Raw genomic sequence first — 23393 nt, 5'->3', positions numbered from 1 at the left:
TTTAAAAATTGTTATAGGAAAATAGTTTAAAGTAAACGCTTTCAATTAATGATTATATCTTATATAATGACGGAAATCTATTATTATTATTTGGATTTTGATAGAATTAAAAAAACGCTTTCAAGGAGAGAATACAATGTCTTATACAGAAGCTGACGTTTACAATGAGGACTTATTTTTTGAACAATATATGAAACGCAGGCATCGAGCCGATAATCCAAACGACACGATTGAAAAGCCTGCTCTCTTACAGTTACTTGGCCATATAAAGGATAAAAGTATTCTTGATCTTGGCTGTGGTGATGCACAATTTGGAGTAGAGCTACTACAGAAAGGGTGTCAATCTTATACTGGAATTGAAGGCTCCCACCGTATGTATGAAGAAGCTCAAAAACAATTACAAAATACAAATGGAATTGTCCATCTTTTAAACCTCAAAGACTATACATACCCATCTTCTACTTTTGATATCGTTACATCTAGACTTGTCCTTCACTACATTGAACATATTGATGATACTTTCAAACAGATTTTTCAAACGTTAAAACCTGGCGGTACTTTTGCTTTTAGTGTTCAACACCCAGTTATCACCTCTGCATTTGAAAGCTTGCAAGCCACTGGAAAACGAACAAGCTGGCTTGTTGACGATTATTTTAAAGCTGGCAAACGCGTCGAGCCATGGATTCATGAACAAGTTGTTAAATACCACCGGACAATTGAACAATACTTCATATCTTTACAAAAATCTGGTTTTACGATCACTAGTTTACGCGAAGCAACACCAGATTTGCAGCATTTTCAAAATGAAGAAGAATATACACGTAGACTGCGTATCCCTTTGTTTCTATTATTCTCTTGCACAAAATAAAAATAAAGCCCCTTTCTTTTTAAGAGGGAGACGAGAGCATCTGGCCGTGCATAGAAAAAACACATCAACGATCCTTTATTTAAGAATTTAAACAATACAAAAATGGTAAATTATACAAAATAAAACTTCCATCAGTGGGGAATTACTGCCCAAAAGTAGCGGGATAAAATTGATGATGGAATTTGGAATACGACTGACGGTGTAATGGCTACTAGCTTAATATTAAATAATATTGAAAACACTTTGTAAGGTTAAAATCGTACTTTTCAACTCTCAATTTATTCCTATTAAAAACAACTTTCGTAATATAAGGGTTGTTTTTTTTTTGTATTCTTATGCAAAATATGTTATATTCTAAAAGTATCAAAAAGAATAATTCAGTATATCAGAAAAGTTTATTTAGTTGAAATTTTCTGATTAGTGATTATTTTACATTCTTTTTGAACGAGAAATAACACACTTGAAAACGCTTATTTTTAGTTTTTCATGGGAAAAATACGATAACGGAAGAAGTTTTCACAGAATTTACAAAATTTTTTATTCTATTTCCATATAATTCTATTGACTTCTAAATATTTTGTAAATTAAAATGATTACATAAATATCCGTTGATCAAGATTAGGAGGAATGAAGATGGATGCAGCTTTAAAGTTAGACAAGGCTGGAGAACAACAACAAAAAAAGAAACATCCTCCGGGATTATATTTGTTGTTCTTAACAGAAGCATGGGAAAGATTTAGTTACTACGGAATGCGTGGTCTTTTAGTTCTATATTTAACAACCGCTGTTATTAGTGGCGGTTTAGGATTTGATAAAGCAGACGCTGTACAGCTTTATGGTACATTTACAATGCTTGTATATTTTACACCAATTATTGGTGGATGGTTAACTGACCACTTTATCCCAAGACGTCTTGCCATTACTCTTGGCGGGATCATTATGGCAATTGGTAACTTTGTTCTATTCTCAATGAATACAACAACTGGACTTTATTTAGGTTTAGGATTATTAATTATTGGTAATGGATTCTTCAAACCAAATATCTCTACTCTATTAGGTGAACTATACAGTGAAAATGATCCACGCCGTGACAGTGCTTTCACAATCTTCTACATGGGTATCAATTTAGGAGCTTTCTTTGCACCACTTATTTGCGGTTTCCTAGCAGAAGATTTCTTTAAAACAAGCATCAATGGCGTTATGGTTATGGGTTATAAATATGGGTTCTTAGCTGCTTGTATTGGTATGATTGTCGGTCAGATTTTCTTTAACCTATTAGCTCCTCGTTTCCTTGGTGATGCGGGAACAAAAGTTATAGGTAAAAAATCAACAGACAAAAATGCAAAAGCTGTTGAGAAAAAACCTTTAACAAAACAAGAAAAGAGCCGTACTTGGGCAATCGTTATTTTAACTTGCTTCGTTGTCTTCTTCTGGGCAGGCTTTGAACAAGCAGGTAGTTCTTTTACTCTTTATACAGATAAGTTTGTTGATCGTACTATTTTCGGATGGGAAATTCCGACATCTTGGTTCCAATCTGTTAACCCAGCATTTATCGTTTTATTAGCACCATTTGTATCTGCATTATGGGCTAAGTTATCTAAAAGTAAACGCGGCGATTTAAATGTTCCAACAAAAATGGCACTTGGGATGATTTTATTAGGCGTCGGTTATCTTGCATTAACATTAGCAGTTCTAAAAACAGGAAGTGACGAAGCTCATATCGCAACAAAGGCTAGCTTAATGTTGGTTGTTATCACATACCTGTTCCATACAATAGGTGAATTGTTCCTATCACCTATCGGCCTATCAATGGTAAGTAAAATTGCACCTGTAAAATTAGCTTCTTTATTAATGGGTGTATGGTTAGCTGGTAGTGGGTTTGCTAATAAGCTATCAGGTATCTTAGCTGCTTACACACAATCTTTAGGTTATTTAGAAGTATTCTCAAGTATCGGTATTATCGTTATTATATTAGGTTTAATACTTCTTATGTTCTCTAAAAAAATTGCACATATGATGGAATAAATGTAAAAAGCGGAGAAAATTCTCCGCTTTTTTTTAATGCTCTTCTAATGCAGTGATGTCTACTTGTACTGTTTCATGTGGTGTTTTTATATCATGCACATTCGCAAGCCTACTTGTCTCATCACAGCTTTCAATCCAAACAGGCACACCTTGATATGTAACGTCAATTCTACTTGATGATGATAAAATTTGTTTTACTCGCTTTATATCCATCATTGTTCCCTCCTTATTCTTTTTTATCTTGCCGTGTCTGAATGAATTTTATCCCCTGTAACTTTCCCGACCCTCTCTTTATTTCTCAACAATCTAGAGATAAAGTGAAACTTCCATCAGTGGAGAGTTTTTTCATCTCCCACTGATGGTTAGCCCGCCCAATCGGGCGCATGCCAGCAGTTATCCCCCACCTATCTTCTTTAGAAAAGCGGAAGCGGCTCGCTCAGAATCGCAGGACGCTGGAGCCCCTGACAGAGAGGTGCTTTTTGCCTCGTCCGAGGGGGCGAAACGACCGGAGATTCTAGCCGCTAGAGCTGGACAACGCTTCTCTCTGAATCTTGAGGTGGGGGTCCTACTGCCCGTTAATACGGGATAAAGTTTCACTTTCTGCGAATAGCGGGATAAAAAAATAGGTATGTACAAGTACATACCTATTTTTTGTATAATATTTCAATTTTAAGAAAATAATGTTTTTAAAATTTCATTTACTTTCTCATTGTACACTTCATAATATACTTCTAAGCCACGTCTTTCAAAACGTACAACTTTATTTTGCTTTAATTTTGTTAAATGTTGAGATACTGTCGATTGTGGAATTTCTAATACTTCCTGCAACTGTGTTACGTTACAAACTCCACGCTGCATCAGCTCCATTACAAGACGAAGACGAAGCGGATGAGCTAATGCTCGTAACATTTGTACATCCTCTTCTGAAATACGACAATCAAATTGATTTTGATACATATTTTCCCCTCATTTTTTCAATTTATTTTATATTTATACATGTTTTATTTTTATATTTCTTATTCGTTATTCCATTCTATGTTCAATAACTTCCTATTAATAAAAACCACATTCCTCCTTTATATAGAGAGAAAACTCTCTTTTGATGTTTGAATATTATACTATACGACTTAGGGAAAAAGCAAAGTATCTACAAGGAAGTTCATTGCTTTCGAAAATAAATTTCTCAACATTTTTGTTATATTTTTTGTATCCTCTAATAGCACATCTCTCCAATTTATAGTAGAGAGCTAAAAATTATACAAGAATATATAAACAACATATAACATACCCTATCCGTATGCACTCTTTTCTGTATATCAATTCCCTTATTTCTCCCAATTTATTCATAAAGTGAAACTTTAATCAGCCCTCACCAATCGGGCTTTTACGGGCAGTTTATCTCCCGCCTAACTTCTTCAGAAAAGCGGAAGCGGCTCGCTTAGAATCGCAGGACGTTGGAGCACCCGACAGAGAGGCGCTTTTTGCCTCGTCCGAGGGGGCGAAACGACCGGAGATTCTAGCCGCTAGAGCTGGACAATGCTTTCGCCGAATTTTGAGGTGGGAGTATTACTGCCCACAAATAGCGGGATAAAATGTAGTGACATCTTTACAGTTACAGATTCTATGAAATAATTACACTTTACCACGTTGACAATAGTGTTTAAGGGGATTATACTAAAAACATAATTTGTTTGTGAATTATTTCACATTTTATGTGAACAAATTCACATTTTATACATAGGAGATGTCACAATTATGAGTACATGGACACAAATTTATGACCCCTTACACAATATTTGGCTATCAGCACTTGTAGCTGCAATACCAATTATATTTTTCGTACTATGCTTAACAATCTTTAAAATGAAAGGATACGTATCTGGATTTTATAGTGTTATTTTAGCTATCATTCTTTCTATATTTGTCTATAAAATGCCAGCAACTATGGCTGTATCCTCCGCTGCCTTCGGTGTAGTAGCTGGGTTTTATCCAATTTGTACAATTGTTATCGCAGCAATTTTCCTTTACAAACTAACTGTAAAAACTGAGCAATTTAACGTTATTCGCGATAGCATTTCTAGCATTACAAACGATCCTCGTCTTCAAGTATTATTAATTGCTTATTCTTTCGGTGCTTTCTTAGAGGGTGCAGCAGGTTTTGGTGTACCAGTTGCTATTACAGCAGCACTACTTGTAGGTATGGGATTTGATCCATTAAAAGCGGCAGGTATCTGTTTAGTTGCTAACATTGCCGGCGGTGCGATGGGTGCAATGGGTATTCCAGTTACAGTACCCGCTCAATTAACACAACTTGACGCATTAACTGTTGGTCGTAATGCAGTTGGATTTTTACCATTTATTAGTTTCGTCTTACCATTCTTACTTGTCGCAATCGTTGATGGTTTCAAAGGAATTAAAGAAACTTGGCAAGGTATTCTTGTAAGCGGCGGTTCTTTCGCTCTTACTCAATTCGTTGTAACATATTTCCTTGGTGCAGAACTTACTGATATTTTCGCAGCTGTAGTCAGCATGATTGCATTAGCATTATTCTTACGAGTATGGCAACCAAAATCTTCTGCAAAAGAGAAACCCAATAAACAAGAAAAACATAGTTATACTATGAAGCAAATTTTATATGCTTGGTCACCATTTGTATTCTTAACTGCACTTGTAACAATTTTCAACTTAAAAGCGGTAAAAGCATTATTCGCTCCAAATGGTGCATTAAGTAGCTTAGTATGGAATATTCAAGTACCTGGTCTGCACAATCACGTGATGAAAACAGCGCCAATCGTTAAAGCAAATACACCGTTTCCAGCAATCTTTAAGTTAGATGTATTCTCATCAACAACTACTGCAATTATACTTGCAATTATTGTATCTTTACTCGTATTCCGTGTAAGTGGTAAGTTAGTAAAAGAATTAACTATTGAAACATTAAAAGAGTTAAAAACACCAATTTATACAATCTGTAGTGTAATTGCATTAGCATATGTAACAAACTACTCTGGTATGTCTTCAACTCTTGGATTAGCTTTATCATCTACTGGAGATGCATTCCCTATTCTTTCTCCAATCTTAGGTTGGATTGGCGTATTCTTAACTGGTTCTGTAGTATCCAGCGGCTCTCTATTTGCGCCTCTTCAAGCTGTTACAGCCGCTCAATTAGATATCGTCCCTTCTACTCTCGTTGCCTTAAACGTAGTAGGCGGTACAATAGCAAAAATGGTATCACCACAATCAGTTGCTGTAGCTTGTGCGGCAGTTGGAATAGTTGGTAAAGAATCAGAGCTATTTAAAACAACAATGAAATATAGCTTACTCTTCTTATTAATTATTAGCTTACTTCAACTTAACGCTGTATTACATATTTTATAACACAAAAGGCTGATGACTCGTTCATCAGCCTTTTTCTTTCGTTTCCATTTTTCTAATCTCTATTCGCTTAATTTGATGCGTATCTTTTTCAAGAATAGTAAATGTCCATTCACCAACAACAGTCGTATCCCCTTCTGCAATTGGTTGTCCTTGCATCATCAACCATCCCCCAATTGTGTCCACATCCTGTTCATTCAATTGTAAGCCAAACAAATCATTGATCTCACTTACTAACACTTTTCCATCAACTACTTTACAATTGTCACTAATGTGTTGGATAGGTGGATACTCATCTTCATCATATTCATCTTGAATTTCTCCCACAATTTCTTCTAAAATATCCTCAAGCGTGACAAGTCCTGCCGTTCCACCATATTCGTCATATAAAATTGCCAAAGGAATACGTTTTTTTTGCATGCTCAATAACAAGTCATGTATTGGAATGTTTTCCATTACTTCAATAACCGGCCTTGTATATGTCATAATCGACTTTGCTTCTTGTTCCTCCCCATCGATATAGCGAATAAAGAAATCTTTTACATTCACCATTCCTATAACTTCATCTTTGTCTTCACCGAATACTGGATATCTTGTATATTTTTCCTGTCGAATCATTTCAATATGTGTTTCAAATAAATCTTCGGCATATAATCCAACAATCTCGGTCCGCGGCACCATAATCTCTTTCGCAAGACGATTGTCAAATTCAAAAATATTATTTACATATTTAAACTCTGCTTGATTAATTTCTCCGCTTTCATAACTCTCTGATAAAATGAGGCGGAGCTCTTCCTCTGAATGCGCTACTTCATGTTCAGAAGCAGGTTTTAGCCCAAATAAACTTGCCACAAAACGAGCTGCATGATTTAATGTCCAAATAAATGGATACATAATGCGATAAAAATATATCAGTGGCTTTGAAAACATCAGACTGACTTGCTCTGCTTTTTGAATTGCAAATGTTTTTGGTGCCAATTCACCAACTACAACATGTAAAAAAGTAATAATAGCAAATGCAATAACAAAAGATACGGTATTAGCAATTGGAGGAGAGAGTTGAAGTGTAATCAATACAGGCTCTAATACATGTTTTACAGTTGGTTCACCTAACCACCCAAGTCCAAGTGCTGTAATGGTAATTCCAAACTGGCACGCTGACAAATACTCATCTAAATTAGAAGTCACTTTTTTCGCCGCTATTGCTCCCCGCTTTTTTTCCCCTACAAGTTGATCAATGCGACTACTACGTACTTTAACAATCGCAAATTCAATTGCAACGAAAAAACCTGTTAACGCAATTAAAGCTGCAACTAATATTAAATTCCCTATTTCCAATAATCCCCTTTAGCTGCAGACAGCTAAAGTTACACCTCCTGCAAAGATAAAGTGAAGCCTCCATCAGTATGAGCATCCCCCGCTGATGGAAAGCCGCCCAATCGGGCACATGTGGGCAAGTTAGCTCCCACCTATCTTCCTTGTTTCTCTCTGAATCGTGATACGTGGCTTACTGCCAGCGAATAGCGAGATAAGTTTAATTTTTTTTATTTTCTCTCATTTCCTCATAAGAAAACCTGTATAAATTTCACAAATTTTCATTTCTCATATATTGGAATTGGAACAAGAAAATGTCGTTGCCAGACAAACCTTAGTCAGTATTTTATCCCGCTATTTGTGGGCAGTAATACTCCCGCCTCAAAATTCAGCGGAAGCATTGTCCAGCTTCAGTGGCTAGAATGTTCGGTGGCTTCGCTTCTTCCTAAGAGGTAAAAAAACACCTCTACGTCAGAAGCTCCATCCCCCTCACATTCTGAACGAGCCACTTTATTTTGTTCTATACAATATAAACATTTTTATAATACGATATATTTCATATATTTCATTTTTATGTCATTTAAAATTTTTTAATGAAAACCAATTGTATTTATGTAAAATAGAAAGTGTGCCTTTTTGAAAATTTTAAGAAAATATATGAATTGATTGTTTAAAGGAGAATTATTAATGAAACGTGATTTCGTAACGATAAATAGAGCATCCCAAAAACGCTCTAAGAAAAAACGTATACTCTGGTTTGTTCTCATTCCTTTATTCCTCTTGATTATTGGAGGAGGCAGCTATTGCTTCCATATATATAATAAAGCACAAGCTGTTGTTAATGGTGCTTACTCAGAATTAGGACGCGGCGATAAATCAGACAAACGTGAAAAAGCAGTGAAACCGATGACTGATAATATTTCAGTCCTAATTATGGGTGTTGATGAAAGCGATACACGAGCAAAAGATTATGGAACTGCAACTCGTACAGATGCGTTGTTATTTGCAACTATTAACAAAAATGATAAGTCTGTAAAGCTATTAAGCATTCCTCGTGATTCTCGCGTATATATTCCATCAGAAAAGAAAGAAGATAAAATTACACACGCACACGTATTTGGTGGCGTTGATAGCACAATTAATACAGTAGAACGCTTTTTAAATGTTCCTGTTGATTATTACGTAAAATTTAACTTTAAATCATTTATAAAAATTGTTGATTCTCTTGGCGGTATTGATGTAGATGTACCAGTTACATTTACTGAACAAGACAGTAAAGACCAACCAGGTGCTATCCACCTTGAAAAAGGGCACCAACACTTAAATGGTGAACAAGCTCTTGCACTAGCAAGAACACGTCATATTGATAGCGACTATATGCGCGGTCGACGTCAACAACTCGTTTTAGAAGCAATTGCTCAAAAAGCATTATCTGCAAATTCAATTAACAAACTCGGTAACTTACTTGATGCAGTCGATCATGATATAAAAACAAACTTAACTTTCGACGATATGATGGCAATTACAAAAAATTCAATGGACTCCCACTTAAAGATTGATAAATTGCAAGTCAAGGGCGAGGACAAATATATTGATGAGAGATACTATTATGTCCCTGACGAAAAGAATGTTCAAGATATTACGAAGGAACTACAAAACCATCTTGGTGTTACAGGTAAATTAGATCATAAGAAATTATAAGAAAAACAGCTGTTGATACAACAGCTGTTTTTCTTATGTACTTATCTTTTCCCCATAAAACTTACACTTCATGAAACAATTCAAGAAAAACTCTCTCGCTATTCATCCTCAAGATTCAGAGCGCAGCAAAGAAGATAGATAAGGAAGAAAACTCCCACTGGTGGAAGTTTCACTTTACTCTCCTGCATAAACTTTCTAATTATAGGAAATTATATTACAAAAATGTAACGTTTTTTATCAAATTGTTACACACGTAATAAAATTAATAGTATACTAGTGTATAAGAACTACTACTTTTATCATTTACACGTTAGAAATAATATATATTAATACGCCAAAAAACTTTCTGTTCGGAGGGAAATAAATGAAATTACGCAACTTGATTATTGGTTCTGCAATTGCTGGTGGAATCATCCTTTGTGCTGGTGGTGTTAGCGCTTATCAATATGTGTCCAAATTAGATCATCAGTTAGATACATACGTTTTACCCCACACAACATTTGAAGGTATTTCCATAGATGGCAAAACGAAAGCAGACGTTCAAAAAATGATTCAACAAAAAATTGATGAGTTAAATCAAAAATCTGTGAACTACGTCTTACAGGATGACAAACATACATATACTTGGCAAGATTTAGGGGTTGAATATAAGGGCACAGATGTTGCAGATAAAATTTTCAAAGAACAAAAGGGCAATATTTCTAATCGTTATAAAATGAGAAAACAAGCTGAGACAGGTGAATTAAAACGTGATTATAAGTTAGAACCTTCTATAAACAAAGCAAAATATGATGCATTTATTAAGGAAAAATATAATGATTCCTTAGCAGAACCTGTTAATGCCGACTTATCTATTTCTGGAACAACAATTACTATTAGCGATAGTAAAGATGGCGAAAAAGTTGATAAAGAGAAATTAAAAGCCCTCACAACAGAAGCCATTACGACAAATAAACAAGATATCCAAGTTCCAATTACAGCTGTGAAACCCGAACGCTCAACAGAAGATGTAAAAAATATGGGGATTCAAGAAGTAATTGCTGAATACTCTACCCCACTGGGTGGACGAAACGAAAGTCAAACTTTTAATGTAGAACGTGCTGCCGATACATTAACAGGAGTATTTGTTGCACCCGATGAGACATTTAGTTTTAATGGTCGCGTTGGCATAACAGATGGAGCACATGGTTATAAATTAGCAGGTATATACGTAAATGGAAAAGTAGAACAAAGTGCTGGGGGTGGTGTTTGCCAATTAAGCAGCACATTATATGGTGCCGTATTACGAGCTGATTTAGGAGTTGTAGATCGAAGTAATCATTCTTTACCAGTCCATTACTTACCTCTTGGGCAAGATGCAGCAGTTGCTGACTACGGCCCTGATTTGAAATTTAAAAATAATACAGGTAAATATATTTATATTCAAGCATTCGCGGGTGGCAGTAGTGTAACTGCTCGTATTTTCGGTACAAATACAGGAAAAAATGTAGAGGTTTCTTCGAAAGTTATAAGTGAAACTGATAAAAGCATTGTAGCTGTAACATATAAAAAAGTAACACAAAATGGGCAAGTGCTCTCCAGCGGTCAAATTTCAAAAAGCACATACAAAAAGGCGGGATGATTCACGCCTTTTTGTTTTGTAATATAGAAATAAAATTACCGATATGTACTTTTGCTTCTTCTATTGTCCACACACGACTTCCATATTGTTCAGCTTCTTGCCTTACTTTCTCCCAATCTTCTCTTTTTTGTATTTGAGCAAATTCTTGTAATAATTTTTCCTGCGTTTCTTGTTCTTCCTGTTCTTTAAATTGTTGCATAAGATGAGCCATTTCTTCTTCATATATACTTAATGTACAATACGCTCTAAGAAAATATTGAAATGTTGCATACATAAATTCCCCACCTTTCTTATTTCTCAGAAGGATAAGAAGTAATAATTTTAAAACCGAGCTGACTTCCTTTATCTCTCTGCAACACAGTCACTGTATTACGAAGTCCATCCTTTACACGCATATCCTTTTTTAATACTGCTTTTCCCACAGCAAAGTTATGCTTTGTATTCAATACAAGACGGTTTTCCTTCGATTCTTTCAACCATTTTTCAATTTCTTTTTCATGCTGCTTTAAACCATCTTTTACTGCCTTTGTTGCCGTTTCTTTATCATAATATGTACTTGCGGCAGATACATTATCTGTACGTAATCGTTCTTTCAACTGCTCATCTGTTTTCCCAACGTGACGTTCTAGCGTATGACCATTTTTTGGTGGTCCTTCCATTTCATCTAAAATTTTATCACTAACGTTTACAATTGATGATGCAGTATTATCTTTCGGTTTCGTTTGACTTGAACATCCACTTAATACAAGTATCATCATAAGCATGATGCTTATCATAACATTCCATAACTTTTTCATCGTATCACCTCTTTCATGATTATTGTATTATCTTTAGAAAAAGTCAATTCTATCGTATATATTCTGTTATCCCCTAGCCATTCTTTCTATAGAAATATGACTTTTTCTTCAAATAAATCTATGATCTTACAAAATTTTATTGTCTTCATATGAAAAGTGTGATGTAATGCTAAAAAAAGCAAAGGAAAACTAATTTATATGGCAGAAATGATTCATTCTTTTCTTATAGAGCATCAAGCAATGGCAATTCCGCTTAGCATCTTATTTAATATTCTTATTAGCCTAGCAGCTATTATTCCTAGTGTTTTTTTGACTGCTATTAACATTTCATTATTTGGGGTAACAACAGGAACAGTCATCTCAATTGCTGGAGAAGCATTAGGAGCCATTATTTCATTTTATTTATACCGGCTCGGCTTTCAAAACATTGCTCAAAAAAATATAGATAAATATCCAAAAGTAGGACAACTTCTTTATGTACAAGGAAAAGAAGCATTCTTCCTCGTTTTATCATTTCGCCTCATACCCTTTATTCCGTCTGGCATCGTAACACTATTTGCAGCCCTCGGAACGATGTCCATTCTGACTTTTAGCATCGCTAGTACCCTTGGGAAAATACCAGCTCTACTTATTGAAGCGTATTCTACCTACCAAGTTATAAACGGAACAAGTGAAGCAAAATGGATTATAACAATTGTCGGTTGCGCGAGCTTATTTTATTTGTGGAAAACATGGAAGAAAAAATGAAAAAAGGAGCATATGCTCCTTTTTCATTATATAAAGTAAAACTTTAATCAGTGGGGGTTTTCTTCATCCCCCACTGATTATTAGCCCTCACCAATCGGGCTTTTACGGGCAGTTTATCTCCCACCTAACTTCTTAAGAAAGGCGGAAGCGGCCCGCTCAGAATCGCAGGACGCCCACGCACAAGGCGGAGAGGCGCTTTCTGCCTCGTCCGAGGGGGCGAAACGACCGGAGATTCTAGCCGCTAGAGCTGGACAATGCTTTCGCTGAATTTTGAGGTGGGAGTATTACTGCCCCCCAAATAGCGGGATAAAGGGGAGTGGAACTTAGTTCACACCAACTGCATCATAAGACTGCTTCACAGCTGCCACTTCTGCAGAGTTTGCGCCGTATAAATCAGCTGCTGCTTGTACCAATCCAGCACGAGCTTGACCAAATGTTGTAGATTCAGTGAAATATTGTGTATTTGCACGATAGTAGATTGCACCTACTTTATCTTTACCAATACCATTTACCGTTACGCCATAATGTGTACCACCATTTGCTAATAAGTATGCAGCTTTATTAATAATACTACTGTTTGTATGAACGCCGCCGTTATCGTCCGTTCCTGTATAGCGTTTAGAATAATGATCTGGGTCACCATATTTTGTTGGATCACTCATAGAGCGAAGCGCATCCCCAGCTGTACCAGGCGTATAAATATCTTCACCAATTTCCCAATCTGGGTTACGGTTATCAGCATATTCTATTAATGTTCCAAAAATATCAGAGATTGCTTCATTTAATGCACCAGACTCATCTTGATAAATAAGATTCGAACTCGTTTCTGTCACAGCATGCGTTAATTCATGTCCGACAACATCTAATCCACCGGATAATGGAATAAATGTATATCCATCTCCATCACCATACACCATTTGGGATCCATTCCAGAAAGCATTATTATAACCGCTCTTATAATGAACTGTTGATTTTAACGTTCCACCAGCATTATCATAAGAATTGCGATTAAACGTCTTTTTATAGTAATCATACGTTACGCCAGCATAATAATGCGCATCTACTGCCGCTGCATCACGACTAGCATTAAAGATATTATCTGCATCTGCCCATAACGTTCCTGGAAGAGTCGTACGATTCTTTGCATCATATGTGTAAATTGCCGCACCACGTGTATTGTCTTGTAAATAATAGCTAGATCCAGATAATGTTGTATTAATAGACTTTGTATCTCCTAATACCCCTTTACCTGTCCCCACTTTATTTGTACCTGTTACAGGCTTAATCGGCGCCTTACTTGCAGGAGTTGCATTATGAATTGTGTTGTACTTATTCAATACTTTCCCACTGTTTGCTTCAACAAAATAATAATAATTTCCTGGCTCTGGATCTAAGAAATTTAATTTCACAACATATGCGTATGTTGTTTGCTCACCATTTTGATATACATATAAGTCCGCTGACGGCTCTACCTCATATTTTGGATTCAGTCCTAAATCTTTTTGTGCGACTGCAATTGCTTGTTTTCCGTCAATTTTATTTTTATTTTTTAGCTTCTCTTTCTTATCTAAATCAGGCGCAACAGTTCCTGATACAACTTTTAATGCACCATCTTTCTCAATATGAGCTACTTGAGTGGAACCCCACACTGGTACACCTTCATACACTTGCTGTAAGCGGACAACTGTTGCTCCTCCTACAGGATCTTTCACAACTTGTTGCACTTTAAAAGATTCCTCTGCACTTTTTTCGCCTAGTTTATAATCTTTTTTCGCAGCGTTTAAATAATCAAATACAACAGATTCTGCTTTTTTCCCAGACGCTCCTGTTAAGTCACCCGATACAAACTCTGGGGACTGTACAGTCTCATTGTATTTCTTTGTAGAAAGTACGTTCTTTGAATCTGCAAATGCGGAGCTTGTCCCCCCGAACGTTGTCACTGCCATTCCCGCTGCTAACACAAACGCTAAGCTCTTTTTCTTCATAATTCTCTTCCCCCTAACAAATTTTTTAAGAAAGTAGATTTATAGTAGCATTAAGTTTCCACTATTAAAATACTGAAAATTAAAATAATTTATTTCTCAAGATTTTGTGAACTTTGGATAACAATTATTTAGCCCCCCCTTTTTCAGCAGTACAGAGGGCTTATCTGTTATTCCATACTATTTAAATACTCACATTTACTTGATTCTAATATGATAAAAGAGTAGCGATCTTAATATTTAAATATTTTATTTCTCAAGTTTTGTAGAATTTTGACGAACAATTTAAAAACAAGAATAAAAAAACTGACTCAAAAAGCCGTTTTTTAACGACATTTCGAGTCAGTCTCATTCCAAATGGTCACCTTACATATTTACTGTTTCAACTGTATTAGTAGCTTGTCCAAAAACATCTGGTACGTGAGTATATTGCGTATCAGCTATAACAACTAATGCCACCATTGTTAAAACTATACCGATTACTGCTTTTTTCATCCTTATCCCCCCAGTATCGTTTCAAGAACTTCAATTGCTAACTTATAATAATGATTGCTTTCTTTAAATTGCAAAGAACTCTCAAAGTACTCAGCGAGTTCTATATATACTTTCTTCAATTCTTTTTTACTTCCTGCACTTTTGAAAAAAGGTATTGCTTCTGTTTCTAAAAATACTTTATATACACTTGGTTCTGTAAAATACTTATAACGAAGCATAAGGAGTAAGTACAACTTCGTATTACACCTTTCGTCTTTCTTAGCAGAAATGATTCCCTTATCAATCCACTCTTTTGCTTCTTCTAATTGTTCAAGGTGAATACATTGCAGGGCCATCTCATATACCGTACTGACATAGTTCACATCTTCTTCTCTTTGACATTGTAAACTTTTGGTATAATATTTTTTAGCTTCTTCATACTTTTTCTTTCTATAATGTATGTTGCCGATATTACTTAATACCATTGCCATCAATACATCTTTTTCAGAAAAAGAATCCGCTTCACGCAGTATACTCTCATAAATTTTTAACGCTTCATCATACTGTCCTTTTTCAACATAACTTAATGCAACGATGATTTGACAATTAATCACATTTCGAAATTTATATTCATTTCGAAATCCTTCCATGGCAATATTAGCAAAATGAAGTGCCATATGTGGAATTTCCAAATGAGTATATGCAAGCGCTAAATTATAATAAATTCCCGTTTCATAATAATCTTGTTCTTTTGCCATTAGCTCTGTCTGAACTAAAAGCTGTAATCCCTCTTGCCATTTATGCTGAAGGCAATAGCATAAAGCCTGACTATACTTATATAACAGTTGCTGAAAGGGAGAATATTTTTTATAAACTTTTTTTAGTTTCTCCAACTCCTCTTTAAGGGCTGGTACATTTCTCTTCATAATTAAATATCGTATATATAACAACTTATAATAATTTACAATTTCAAAATCAACAATTTGTTGCATTTCTGCTTCTAGTTCTCTATATAACTCTTCAACTTTATATTTATCTAAGTGAACTAGTGCCTTTAACCACTCCTCTAACTTTTCTTTCACCTCAGCTTCAATATCTCTTAAATCCGAAACTGCAATCTCTAATTTCGTACATAATAACTGCAATATTTCTTCTGAGGCTTCAATTTTCCCATTTTCAATTTTACTTAAATATGAGACGGAACAAATGCCTTGGCAGAGTTCTTCTTGTGTCATTTTTTGTTGGAGTCGTTTGTAAAAAATTTGCTTACCCATTTTTTCCAGGTTTTGTTGCATAGTCCCCTCCTCCATTCTAAGTTATACCCTAGTACTTTAATAATACATAAATTTGGCAAAAATATAAATTGATAAATAAAAATATTCCGAAGAATTTTTTGTTTTCACTTTTTAACATTTATGATATGTATAATTTTAAGCAAAAAATTTCAAAAAAGAGGTATACTATAACCAAAATATGGAGGTGTTTACGTTATGGTACATTATAAAGACGATAGCTACGCCTTACACACAGACTTATATCAAATTAATATGGCCTATACGTATTGGAAAGATCATATTCATAACCGCCGCGCAGTATTCGATTTATACTTTCGCAAGCTGCCTTTCGAAAATGGTTATGCTATTTTTGCAGGGCTCGAAAAGATTATAGAATATGTGGAGAACTTTAAGTTTACAGAAAGTGATATTGCCTATCTAAAAGAACTTCAATTTGAAGAAGATTTTTTACACTACTTACAAAATATGAAGTTTACTGGTTCTATTCGCAGTATGCAGGAAGGTGAAGTGGTCTTTCATAACGAACCCCTTTTGCGTATAGAAGCACCACTTGGAGAAGCGCAAATTATTGAAACCGCACTTTTAAATATTGTGAACTACCAAACATTAATTGCTACAAAAGCTGCACGGATGAAGCATGCAGCTGGTGATGATGAACTTCTTGAATTCGGAACACGCCGCGCTCATGAGTTTGATGCAGCACTTTGGGGAACACGAGCAGCATTCATCGGCGGCTTTTCTTCAACGAGTAATGTTCGAGCTGGAAAACGCTTTGGGATTCCGGTTGCTGGTACACACGCTCATTCATTTGTACAAGCGTATCGCGATGAATATATAGCCTTCAAAAAATATGCAGAAACACATGAAAAATGCGTTTTTCTCGTTGATACATACGACACATTAAAATCTGGTGTACCAAATGCGATCCGCGTCGCAAAAGAATTTGGTGACCACATTAACTTTTATGGCATCCGCCTCGATAGCGGAGATATGGCGTACTTATCGAAAGAAGCACGTAAAATGTTAGATGCTGCTGGATTTACCAATACAAAAATTATTGCTTCAAGCGACTTAGATGAATACACGATTTTACATTTAAAATCGCAAGGAGCAAAAATTGACGTATGGGGTGTTGGAACAAAACTGATCACATCATTTGAACAGCCAGCATTAGGTGCTGTTTATAAATTGGTTTGTATTGAAGATGAAAATGGCGTATTAAACGACACAATTAAAATTTCGTCCAACCCTGAAAAAATTACAACACCAGGATTAAAGCGTGTCTATCGTATTATCAATCGTATCAATCAGCATGCAGAAGGCGATTATATTGCATTGGAGACAGAAGAACCGCAGCAAGAAGAGCGCTTAAAAATGTTCCACCCTGTTCATACTTATATTAGTAAATTTGTCACGAACTTTGAAGCAAAAGAGCTGCATCATGATATATTTGTGAACGGACAGCTTACATACGAAGCACCTGACATCCTTCATATTCAGCGCCATACACAGAACAGCTTATCATGCTTATGGGAAGAGTATAAACGGACACTTAATCCAGAAGAATACCCAGTCGATTTAAGCCAAGCGTGCTGGGATCATAAAATGAATTATATTCAAACAGTGCGAGAACAAATTGCAAATTCAATCAAAAAATAAGGAGAGAAGCATCTTGCTTCTCTCCTTTTACAAATCTTTTACTCGCAATACACGCATCGCATTTAATACAGCTAGCAAAGTTACTCCAACATCTGAGAAGACTGCTTCCCACATCGTTGCAATGCCGAATGCCCCTAATAAAAGAACAACTCCTTTTATCCCTAAGGCAAAAATGATGTTTTGCCATACAATACTACGCGTGCGTTTTGCAATTTGAATAGCCGTTCCTATTTTCGAAGGTTCATCTGTCATAATGACAATGTCAGCTGCTTCAATTGCTGCGTCTGATCCTAAACCACCCATTGCAATCCCAACATCTGCTCTTGCTAATACAGGTGTATCGTTAATACCGTCTCCAACGAACGCAATTTTTTCTTTCGGATGTTTTGTCGCATCAATTTTTTCAATCTCTTCTACTTTTTGCTGCGGCAATAATTCTGTATGGACTTCATCAATACCAAGTTGTTTCCCAACTGCTTCTCCGACTGACTTTGCATCACCAGTTAACATGACGGTTCTTTTTACACCAAGTTGTTTTAATAATTGAATTGCTTGCTGAGCATCTTCTTTAATTTCATCAGAAATGACAATGTATCCAGCATACATACCATCTACAGCTATGTGCACAAGTGTTCCAACAGTTTGCGGTTGCTGGAATGGAATATTTTCTTTTCTCATTAACTTTGCATTTCCAGCAAAGATTTCTTTCCCATTCACTTTCACAACTGTACCATGACCAGAAATTTCATTATACTCTTCAATCATCTGTTCATTGACTACTTTTCCATATGCAGCTCGAATGGACTGTGCGATTGGATGATTCGAATATACTTCTGCAAATGCTGCATACTGTAACAATTCTTCTTTCGTCACAAATTCGCTTGGCTGCATATCTGTTACTTTAAAGACACCTTTTGTTAACGTACCTGTTTTATCAAATACGATATGTTTCACATCATTTAATGCTTCTAAATAGTTACTGCCCTTTATTAAAATTCCGCTCTTAGATGCTGCGCCAATACCACCGAAGAACCCCAGTGGAATCGAAACAACTAATGCACAAGGACAAGAAATAACAAGAAAGACGAGCGCTCTATAAATCCAATCCGAGAACGTTGCTCCCTCGATAATAAGCGGTGGAACAAAAGCTAGTACTGCAGCTGTAACGACGACAGCTGGTGTATAATAACGAGCAAATTTTGTAATAAAGTTTTCTGTCGGTGCTTTACGACTACTTGCGTTTTGTACTAAATCTAAAATTTTCGAAACAGTAGATTCACCGTACTCTTTCGTCACTTCAATTGTTAATACACCATTTTGATTCACAAAACCACTTAATACATCACTGCCGACCTCGACTTCACGAGGTACAGATTCTCCTGTTAATGCCGATGTATCTACCATTGATGTTCCTTCGATTACTTTACCGTCTAATGGTACTTTTTCACCTGGTTTGACGATAATGAAATCACCAATGTGTACATCTTCCGGCGATACTTGTTTCGTTTCATTTCCTACCTTTAAGTTTGCATAATCAGGTCGAATGTCCATTAACGAACTAATCGACTTACGCGAACGATTCACCGCAATACTTTGGAACAATTCACCTACTTGGTAAAAGAGCATAACCGCGACAGCTTCTGAATAGTTTTGAGTCCCAAAAGCACCAAGTGTTGCAATTGCCATTAAAAAGTTTTCGTCAAACACTTGCCCGCGTACAATATTCTTTGCAGCACGTAAAACTATATCGCCGCCTATAATAATATAAGCAATCACGAAAAGTGGAATTGTGATGATTTGCGGTAATGAAGCTAGTGCAGCAATAGCAGTTAAAATCGCTCCGATTGATAACCGCCAAATCATTTTTTTCGTATTCGCTTCTCCGTGATCATGACTATGATTATGTTCTGTATTCTCTTTCTCACGCACTACGTTTACTTCTGGTTCTAATTTCTGTATGACTTCTTTTATGTTCGCAACAGTTGTCTCTAATTCTTGTTTATTTGCTACTTCTATTTTTAATTTTTTAGAAACAAAATCAACAGATGCGGATGTAATTGCAGGCATTTCGTTTATTTTTGTTTCAATTTTCATCGCGCAGTTTGCACAATCCAAACCTTCTAATATAAATGTTTCTTTTGTTGCTTTTGTTTTTTGTTCTTCTCTCACATGAACATGCGGTTCTAATTTATTTACAAGTTGCGTTGCTTCTTTGACAACATGTTCTTCGTTTTGTTTCGATGTTTCTACTGTCATCGTTTTCGTTACGAAGTTCACAGAACAGGATGATACATCCTCTAGTTCTCCTACACCTTTTTCAATTTTCATCGCACAGTTTGCGCAGTCTAATCCTTCTAACACAAGTTTTCGTTTTACCAGTGCGTCCCCCATATTTCTCCCTCCTTGTGTTTTTTCTATTTTTCTTCATTTACGTGCTCAAATGCTTGCTCAAAAATATGAATAACGTGATGGTCTGCAAGTGAATAGTACACTACTTTTCCTTCTTTACGATTTTTCACAAGCTTTGCTTGCTTTAATACGCGTAATTGATGAGAAATAGACGACTGTGTCATTCCGAGTAAATATGCTAAATCGCATACGCACATTTCTGCTTCAAATAAGGCGTGTAAAATACGTGTGCGCGTACGGTCTCCTAATACTTTAAATAATTCTGCTACTTGACTTAAGCTATCATCCTGTGGAATCGTTTGTTGTACTTTTTCAATAACTTCTTGATGAATGACATTTTGTAAACACGTTTCTTCATTTGTTTCTACTTTTTGTTCCGTCACAATAGCTCACCTCTTCACTTGAACATATGAATAACTGTTCATATATGTTATATTTTTATTATATGAGTGATTGTTCATATGTGTCAATAATTTCCGCTTTTTATTTTTTAACATTGTATATAGAAATGGGGGAAAACGTTATGAAAAATAAACAAAACCAAAAAATTTATAAAGTTTGGTCTACATTTTATGATTTCTTCATGCAAAATCGTTTCTTTATTAAGGCAAGGAAACGAGCCTTTTCTCTTGTACCTTTTACAAAACATCAAAAAATATTATTAGTTGGCGTCGGTACAGGGCAAGATATCCCGCTTCTTCCGAACAATACCCTCATCACTGGAATCGACCTCTCAGATCATATGTTAGCGCAAGCGAAACGGAAATATCCTTATCCTCATGTTGTATATCAACAAATGAATGCTGAAGAGCTTGCATTTCCAGACAATTCATTTAACCTTGTTATTTTAAACCTCATTTTAAGTGTTGTTGAACATCCTCATATTGCACTTTCAGAAGCATTACGCGTTATGAAAGACGGAGGAAACATCATTATCTTAGATAAATTTCTTCCTGAAGAAAAACAGCTATCTCCATTTAGAAAATTAATGAACCTATTTACCGAGAGACTTGGAACAAATATTAATCGTAAGTTGGATGATATTATTGGAACTTTACCGCTTACCATCCAATATGAAGAACCATCTATTTTTCATGGTAATTATCGCATTGTGCTTTTAAAAAATGAAAAAAAGAACCGCTGAACGGTTCTTTTTTTCGTTATTTAGGCTTAACTGCATCTACAATCAATGAAACAAAACCAAGTTGTCCATCTTGATTGCGATGATCGAAACGTTTGGAACGATAAATAAAGCCGTCTTTTTCATTCCAGTCATTATAATGAAATTCTCCGTTTTCATCACAGTACTCTAGTAACTTCACTTCAAAACCAGCTTCTTCAAACATTGAAGTCATCGTTTTATAGTTATGAACAATTTTGTGGCTCGCTGCCGGATGATCTAATAGGCCTGGTCCGCCAACTTGATAATCTTCATCTGGAAAAAATGCATCTGGTACGGCACAGCGAAGATGACTGCCTGGCTGTAAAAATTCATAACAAATTTTTGCTACTTCTCTTCCTTCTTCATATGTTAAATGCTCCCACACATGCTCTGCTAAGATTGCTTCTATAGAGTTTGGAGCAAATTGTTTCGTCCAATCTTCCCTTTTTAATAAATTTAACGTATTTCCGAAAGAAGTCCCCATCTTCAAGCGCGTGACGGGCAACAGCCCAGTGGTAAGATGGGGGTGAATTTCGGTTAAGCATCGCCTAACTGATTTGTAAGAACTGCCAATTATTCGTATGGTGTATACGTTCTATCTCTGATTTCTTCACTTGTTTATAAGATTTCGCAGGATTTTGTATATATTGTCCATGTATATCTTGTATGTATACCATTTTTCCTGTAAATCCTGTCACAAATCCTACTTGCCCAAACACTTTCACTTTATCACCCAAATAGATTCCATCTATATGCGGTGTATTTTTGTTGTTCCGTTTTGCACTTGTATTCTTTGTTTTCCTTCCTTTTCTTGCGGTTGCTTCATGTAGGGAACGTTTTTTCTTTCTAAATTGCTTGATGTGAAATTCGCCGCTTTGATCATATTCTTGTATTTGTGTTGGATTGGTAATTGCAATTGCGTCATTTACATGTGTTTTGGATAAACCTAACTCTTTTCGTTTTAGCGTGGTGTAACTGCCATACGTAATGTCACAATCTAAATGATTCATGATTTGTAACCGCAATATATTCATAAAAGCAGTCTCTTTATATTGTTTTGGTTTCTTGAAAGTGTGTTTGAGTGTCCCTTGATGAAATTTTTGATGGCATTCATCATGTACTGTAACAAGATTATCTGCCATATCTGAACCACCTTTGCAGCGCTCGATGATATGATGCGTATGCAAAATGCCACCTTTCTTCTTACAAAGTTGACAGGTATAATTGTCTCTTGCGAATACATAATATCTCGTATTCCAAAAGCCAAAAGCATCTCCTTGTTGGTATTCGATTCCTTGTATATCGGGATTTTTTAGCTTTTGTGCATCAAATTTTCCTACTTCGACAATCACCTTTGGCGAAGGTAACAATGACTTGAATGTTTCAATGCAATGAATTTGGTTATCTACTCTGCTTTGAATGGATGGTGGCAACCATCCTTCTTTCTTTTTTCGATTGAGAAAACGAGCTTTGCGATACCTCGTTTTTCTTTGTCTTCTGCCTCTGCGTAATGTAGCTCTCAGTGTAAGGTTATCTTTGACGTCCTGACGTAACTCAGTAGTTCCTTTTGCTAACACTTTGTCTTCAGTAGTAATCGCAATGCCGATATGCTTGGCTCCACTGTCAACACCGATTGTAACGGGTTGCACCGCTTCACCTGTGGCATATTGCAATTGAATTGTAAATGGGGTGTATCCAATAATCTTTGCTTTTCCTTGTTTAAGAAGAAGCCGTGCCTTACGAGGACTGCAAGGCATAAGCGGTACTCCTCTTAAATTCTTGACAAATACACGCATGTTTTGTCCCTCCTAAGAGTTTGTTTCCCTTCGCCAATGTTTGTAGGTGTTGGCAACTTCTTATACAAGAAGACTTGTGGTTGACCGTTCCTTCCCAATTAGAACTGTTACAGAGCCACCATAGAGCCAAGAACTAGGGAATCATTCTTGGGTATGCAACCTACGAAC

Annotated in this window: 20 protein-coding genes; 8 read left to right on the top strand and 12 right to left on the bottom strand. The window is 35.9% G+C overall.

Annotated elements, in window-relative coordinates:
* The first annotated feature begins 136 nt into the window (after nucleotides 1-136).
* Complete coding sequence (locus MR076_RS16625) at nucleotides 137-868, top strand: class I SAM-dependent DNA methyltransferase (protein WP_242222355.1); 732 nt, start codon at nucleotides 137-139, stop codon at nucleotides 866-868.
* A 633-nt stretch (nucleotides 869-1501) separates the two neighbouring features.
* Nucleotides 1502-2893, top strand: coding sequence for a peptide MFS transporter (locus tag MR076_RS16620; protein WP_242222354.1), 1392 nt, complete (start codon nucleotides 1502-1504; stop codon nucleotides 2891-2893).
* A gap of 33 nt (nucleotides 2894-2926) precedes the next feature.
* On the opposite strand, the gene MR076_RS16615 is transcribed toward MR076_RS16620, so the two are convergent.
* Together MR076_RS16615 and MR076_RS16610 are read right to left on the bottom strand one after the other, a co-directional pair.
* Nucleotides 2927-3106, bottom strand: coding sequence for an acid-soluble spore protein H (locus MR076_RS16615; RefSeq protein ID WP_242222404.1), 180 nt, complete (start codon nucleotides 3104-3106; stop codon nucleotides 2927-2929).
* Between the two features lie 456 nt (nucleotides 3107-3562).
* On the bottom strand, nucleotides 3563-3850 hold the full coding sequence (locus MR076_RS16610; RefSeq protein WP_242222353.1) for an ArsR/SmtB family transcription factor: 288 nt from the start codon (nucleotides 3848-3850) through the stop codon (nucleotides 3563-3565).
* Nucleotides 3851-4648: 798 nt separating this feature from the next.
* Here MR076_RS16610 and MR076_RS16605 point away from each other — a divergent pair.
* Nucleotides 4649-6271, top strand: coding sequence for a lactate permease LctP family transporter (locus MR076_RS16605; protein ID WP_242222352.1), 1623 nt, complete (start codon nucleotides 4649-4651; stop codon nucleotides 6269-6271).
* 24 nt (nucleotides 6272-6295) lie between these two features.
* On the opposite strand, the gene MR076_RS16600 is transcribed toward MR076_RS16605, so the two are convergent.
* Entirely contained in the window at nucleotides 6296-7606 is a 1311-nt protein-coding gene (locus MR076_RS16600) for a hemolysin family protein (protein ID WP_242222351.1), read from the bottom strand.
* Nucleotides 7607-8269: 663 nt separating this feature from the next.
* Here MR076_RS16600 and MR076_RS16595 point away from each other — a divergent pair.
* Together MR076_RS16595 and MR076_RS16590 are read left to right on the top strand one after the other, a co-directional pair.
* Nucleotides 8270-9283 carry an LCP family glycopolymer transferase gene (locus MR076_RS16595; RefSeq protein WP_242222350.1) on the top strand — a complete coding sequence of 338 codons (1014 nt, stop codon included), beginning with the start codon at nucleotides 8270-8272 and terminating at the stop codon, nucleotides 9281-9283.
* A 364-nt stretch (nucleotides 9284-9647) separates the two neighbouring features.
* Complete coding sequence (locus MR076_RS16590; RefSeq protein ID WP_242222349.1) at nucleotides 9648-10904, top strand: VanW family protein; 1257 nt, start codon at nucleotides 9648-9650, stop codon at nucleotides 10902-10904.
* A gap of 1 nt (nucleotide 10905) precedes the next feature.
* On the opposite strand, the gene MR076_RS16585 is transcribed toward MR076_RS16590, so the two are convergent.
* Complete coding sequence (locus MR076_RS16585) at nucleotides 10906-11178, bottom strand: hypothetical protein (protein WP_242222348.1); 273 nt, start codon at nucleotides 11176-11178, stop codon at nucleotides 10906-10908.
* Between the two features lie 16 nt (nucleotides 11179-11194).
* Complete coding sequence (locus tag MR076_RS16580) at nucleotides 11195-11701, bottom strand: RNase A-like domain-containing lipoprotein (RefSeq protein WP_242222347.1); 507 nt, start codon at nucleotides 11699-11701, stop codon at nucleotides 11195-11197.
* A 198-nt stretch (nucleotides 11702-11899) separates the two neighbouring features.
* Between MR076_RS16580 and MR076_RS16575 the strand changes: the two genes are divergently transcribed.
* Nucleotides 11900-12448: a TVP38/TMEM64 family protein gene (locus MR076_RS16575; RefSeq protein ID WP_242222346.1), complete on the top strand. Its 549-nt coding sequence runs from the start codon at nucleotides 11900-11902 to the stop codon at nucleotides 12446-12448.
* 323 nt (nucleotides 12449-12771) lie between these two features.
* Here MR076_RS16575 and MR076_RS16570 read toward each other — a convergent pair whose 3' ends face one another.
* The 3 genes from MR076_RS16570 to MR076_RS16560 form a co-directional block, all read right to left on the bottom strand.
* Nucleotides 12772-14433, bottom strand: a complete 1662-nt coding sequence (locus tag MR076_RS16570) for a M4 family metallopeptidase (protein ID WP_242222345.1) — start codon at nucleotides 14431-14433, stop codon at nucleotides 12772-12774.
* 363 nt (nucleotides 14434-14796) lie between these two features.
* Nucleotides 14797-14925 carry an NprX family peptide pheromone gene (locus tag MR076_RS16565; protein ID WP_242222344.1) on the bottom strand — a complete coding sequence of 43 codons (129 nt, stop codon included), beginning with the start codon at nucleotides 14923-14925 and terminating at the stop codon, nucleotides 14797-14799.
* A gap of 2 nt (nucleotides 14926-14927) precedes the next feature.
* On the bottom strand, nucleotides 14928-16199 hold the full coding sequence (locus MR076_RS16560; protein ID WP_242222343.1) for a helix-turn-helix domain-containing protein: 1272 nt from the start codon (nucleotides 16197-16199) through the stop codon (nucleotides 14928-14930).
* Nucleotides 16200-16394: 195 nt separating this feature from the next.
* Between MR076_RS16560 and MR076_RS16555 the strand changes: the two genes are divergently transcribed.
* Nucleotides 16395-17858, top strand: a complete 1464-nt coding sequence (locus tag MR076_RS16555; protein ID WP_242222342.1) for a nicotinate phosphoribosyltransferase — start codon at nucleotides 16395-16397, stop codon at nucleotides 17856-17858.
* A gap of 27 nt (nucleotides 17859-17885) precedes the next feature.
* On the opposite strand, the gene MR076_RS16550 is transcribed toward MR076_RS16555, so the two are convergent.
* Both MR076_RS16550 and MR076_RS16545 read right to left on the bottom strand, forming a co-directional pair.
* On the bottom strand, nucleotides 17886-20249 hold the full coding sequence (locus tag MR076_RS16550; RefSeq protein WP_242222341.1) for a heavy metal translocating P-type ATPase: 2364 nt from the start codon (nucleotides 20247-20249) through the stop codon (nucleotides 17886-17888).
* Nucleotides 20250-20272: 23 nt separating this feature from the next.
* Nucleotides 20273-20650 (bottom strand): ArsR/SmtB family transcription factor, encoded by a 378-nt coding sequence (locus MR076_RS16545; protein WP_035434518.1) that lies wholly within the window; start codon nucleotides 20648-20650, stop codon nucleotides 20273-20275.
* A 140-nt stretch (nucleotides 20651-20790) separates the two neighbouring features.
* Between MR076_RS16545 and MR076_RS16540 the strand changes: the two genes are divergently transcribed.
* Complete coding sequence (locus MR076_RS16540; protein ID WP_242222340.1) at nucleotides 20791-21411, top strand: class I SAM-dependent methyltransferase; 621 nt, start codon at nucleotides 20791-20793, stop codon at nucleotides 21409-21411.
* A gap of 16 nt (nucleotides 21412-21427) precedes the next feature.
* Here the strand turns inward: MR076_RS16540 and MR076_RS16535 are convergent, their stop codons facing one another.
* Together MR076_RS16535 and iscB are read right to left on the bottom strand one after the other, a co-directional pair.
* Nucleotides 21428-21913 carry a class I SAM-dependent methyltransferase gene (locus tag MR076_RS16535; protein ID WP_242222339.1) on the bottom strand — a complete coding sequence of 162 codons (486 nt, stop codon included), beginning with the start codon at nucleotides 21911-21913 and terminating at the stop codon, nucleotides 21428-21430.
* A gap of 64 nt (nucleotides 21914-21977) precedes the next feature.
* The gene (gene iscB / locus MR076_RS16530; protein WP_242222338.1) at nucleotides 21978-23225 is read right to left on the bottom strand and encodes an RNA-guided endonuclease IscB; all 1248 of its coding nucleotides are present in this window, start codon (nucleotides 23223-23225) and stop codon (nucleotides 21978-21980) included.
* Nucleotides 23226-23393 lie beyond the last annotated feature (168 nt).

Origin of the sequence: Bacillus cereus group sp. BfR-BA-01380, assembly GCF_022663535.1 — a bacterium.
Taxonomy (GTDB): Bacteria; Bacillota; Bacilli; order Bacillales; family Bacillaceae_G; genus Bacillus_A; species Bacillus_A cereus_BB.
Note: the sequence above shows the minus strand (reverse complement) of the source record. Positions and strands in the feature narration are given on the sequence as shown.

Bases quoted from the DNA above. Each gene is read 5' to 3' on its own strand.
- MR076_RS16610 (WP_242222353.1), bottom strand. From the start codon at position 3,850: ATGTATCAAAATCAATTTGATTGTCGTATTTCAGAAGAGGATGTACAA.
- MR076_RS16580 (WP_242222347.1), bottom strand. From the start codon at position 11,701: ATGAAAAAGTTATGGAATGTTATGATAAGCATCATGCTTATGATGATA.
- MR076_RS16550 (WP_242222341.1), bottom strand. From the start codon at position 20,249: ATGGGGGACGCACTGGTAAAACGAAAACTTGTGTTAGAAGGATTAGAC.
- MR076_RS16540 (WP_242222340.1), top strand. From the start codon at position 20,791: ATGAAAAATAAACAAAACCAAAAAATTTATAAAGTTTGGTCTACATTT.
- MR076_RS16585 (WP_242222348.1), bottom strand. From the start codon at position 11,178: ATGTATGCAACATTTCAATATTTTCTTAGAGCGTATTGTACATTAAGT.
- MR076_RS16595 (WP_242222350.1), top strand. From the start codon at position 8,270: ATGAAACGTGATTTCGTAACGATAAATAGAGCATCCCAAAAACGCTCT.
- MR076_RS16605 (WP_242222352.1), top strand. From the start codon at position 4,649: ATGAGTACATGGACACAAATTTATGACCCCTTACACAATATTTGGCTA.
- MR076_RS16575 (WP_242222346.1), top strand. From the start codon at position 11,900: ATGGCAGAAATGATTCATTCTTTTCTTATAGAGCATCAAGCAATGGCA.
- MR076_RS16570 (WP_242222345.1), bottom strand. From the start codon at position 14,433: ATGAAGAAAAAGAGCTTAGCGTTTGTGTTAGCAGCGGGAATGGCAGTG.
- MR076_RS16625 (WP_242222355.1), top strand. From the start codon at position 137: ATGTCTTATACAGAAGCTGACGTTTACAATGAGGACTTATTTTTTGAA.
- MR076_RS16590 (WP_242222349.1), top strand. From the start codon at position 9,648: ATGAAATTACGCAACTTGATTATTGGTTCTGCAATTGCTGGTGGAATC.
- MR076_RS16620 (WP_242222354.1), top strand. From the start codon at position 1,502: ATGGATGCAGCTTTAAAGTTAGACAAGGCTGGAGAACAACAACAAAAA.
- MR076_RS16555 (WP_242222342.1), top strand. From the start codon at position 16,395: ATGGTACATTATAAAGACGATAGCTACGCCTTACACACAGACTTATAT.
- MR076_RS16535 (WP_242222339.1), bottom strand. From the start codon at position 21,913: ATGGGGACTTCTTTCGGAAATACGTTAAATTTATTAAAAAGGGAAGAT.
- MR076_RS16565 (WP_242222344.1), bottom strand. From the start codon at position 14,925: ATGAAAAAAGCAGTAATCGGTATAGTTTTAACAATGGTGGCATTAGTT.
- MR076_RS16560 (WP_242222343.1), bottom strand. From the start codon at position 16,199: ATGCAACAAAACCTGGAAAAAATGGGTAAGCAAATTTTTTACAAACGA.
- iscB (WP_242222338.1), bottom strand. From the start codon at position 23,225: ATGCGTGTATTTGTCAAGAATTTAAGAGGAGTACCGCTTATGCCTTGC.
- MR076_RS16615 (WP_242222404.1), bottom strand. From the start codon at position 3,106: ATGGATATAAAGCGAGTAAAACAAATTTTATCATCATCAAGTAGAATT.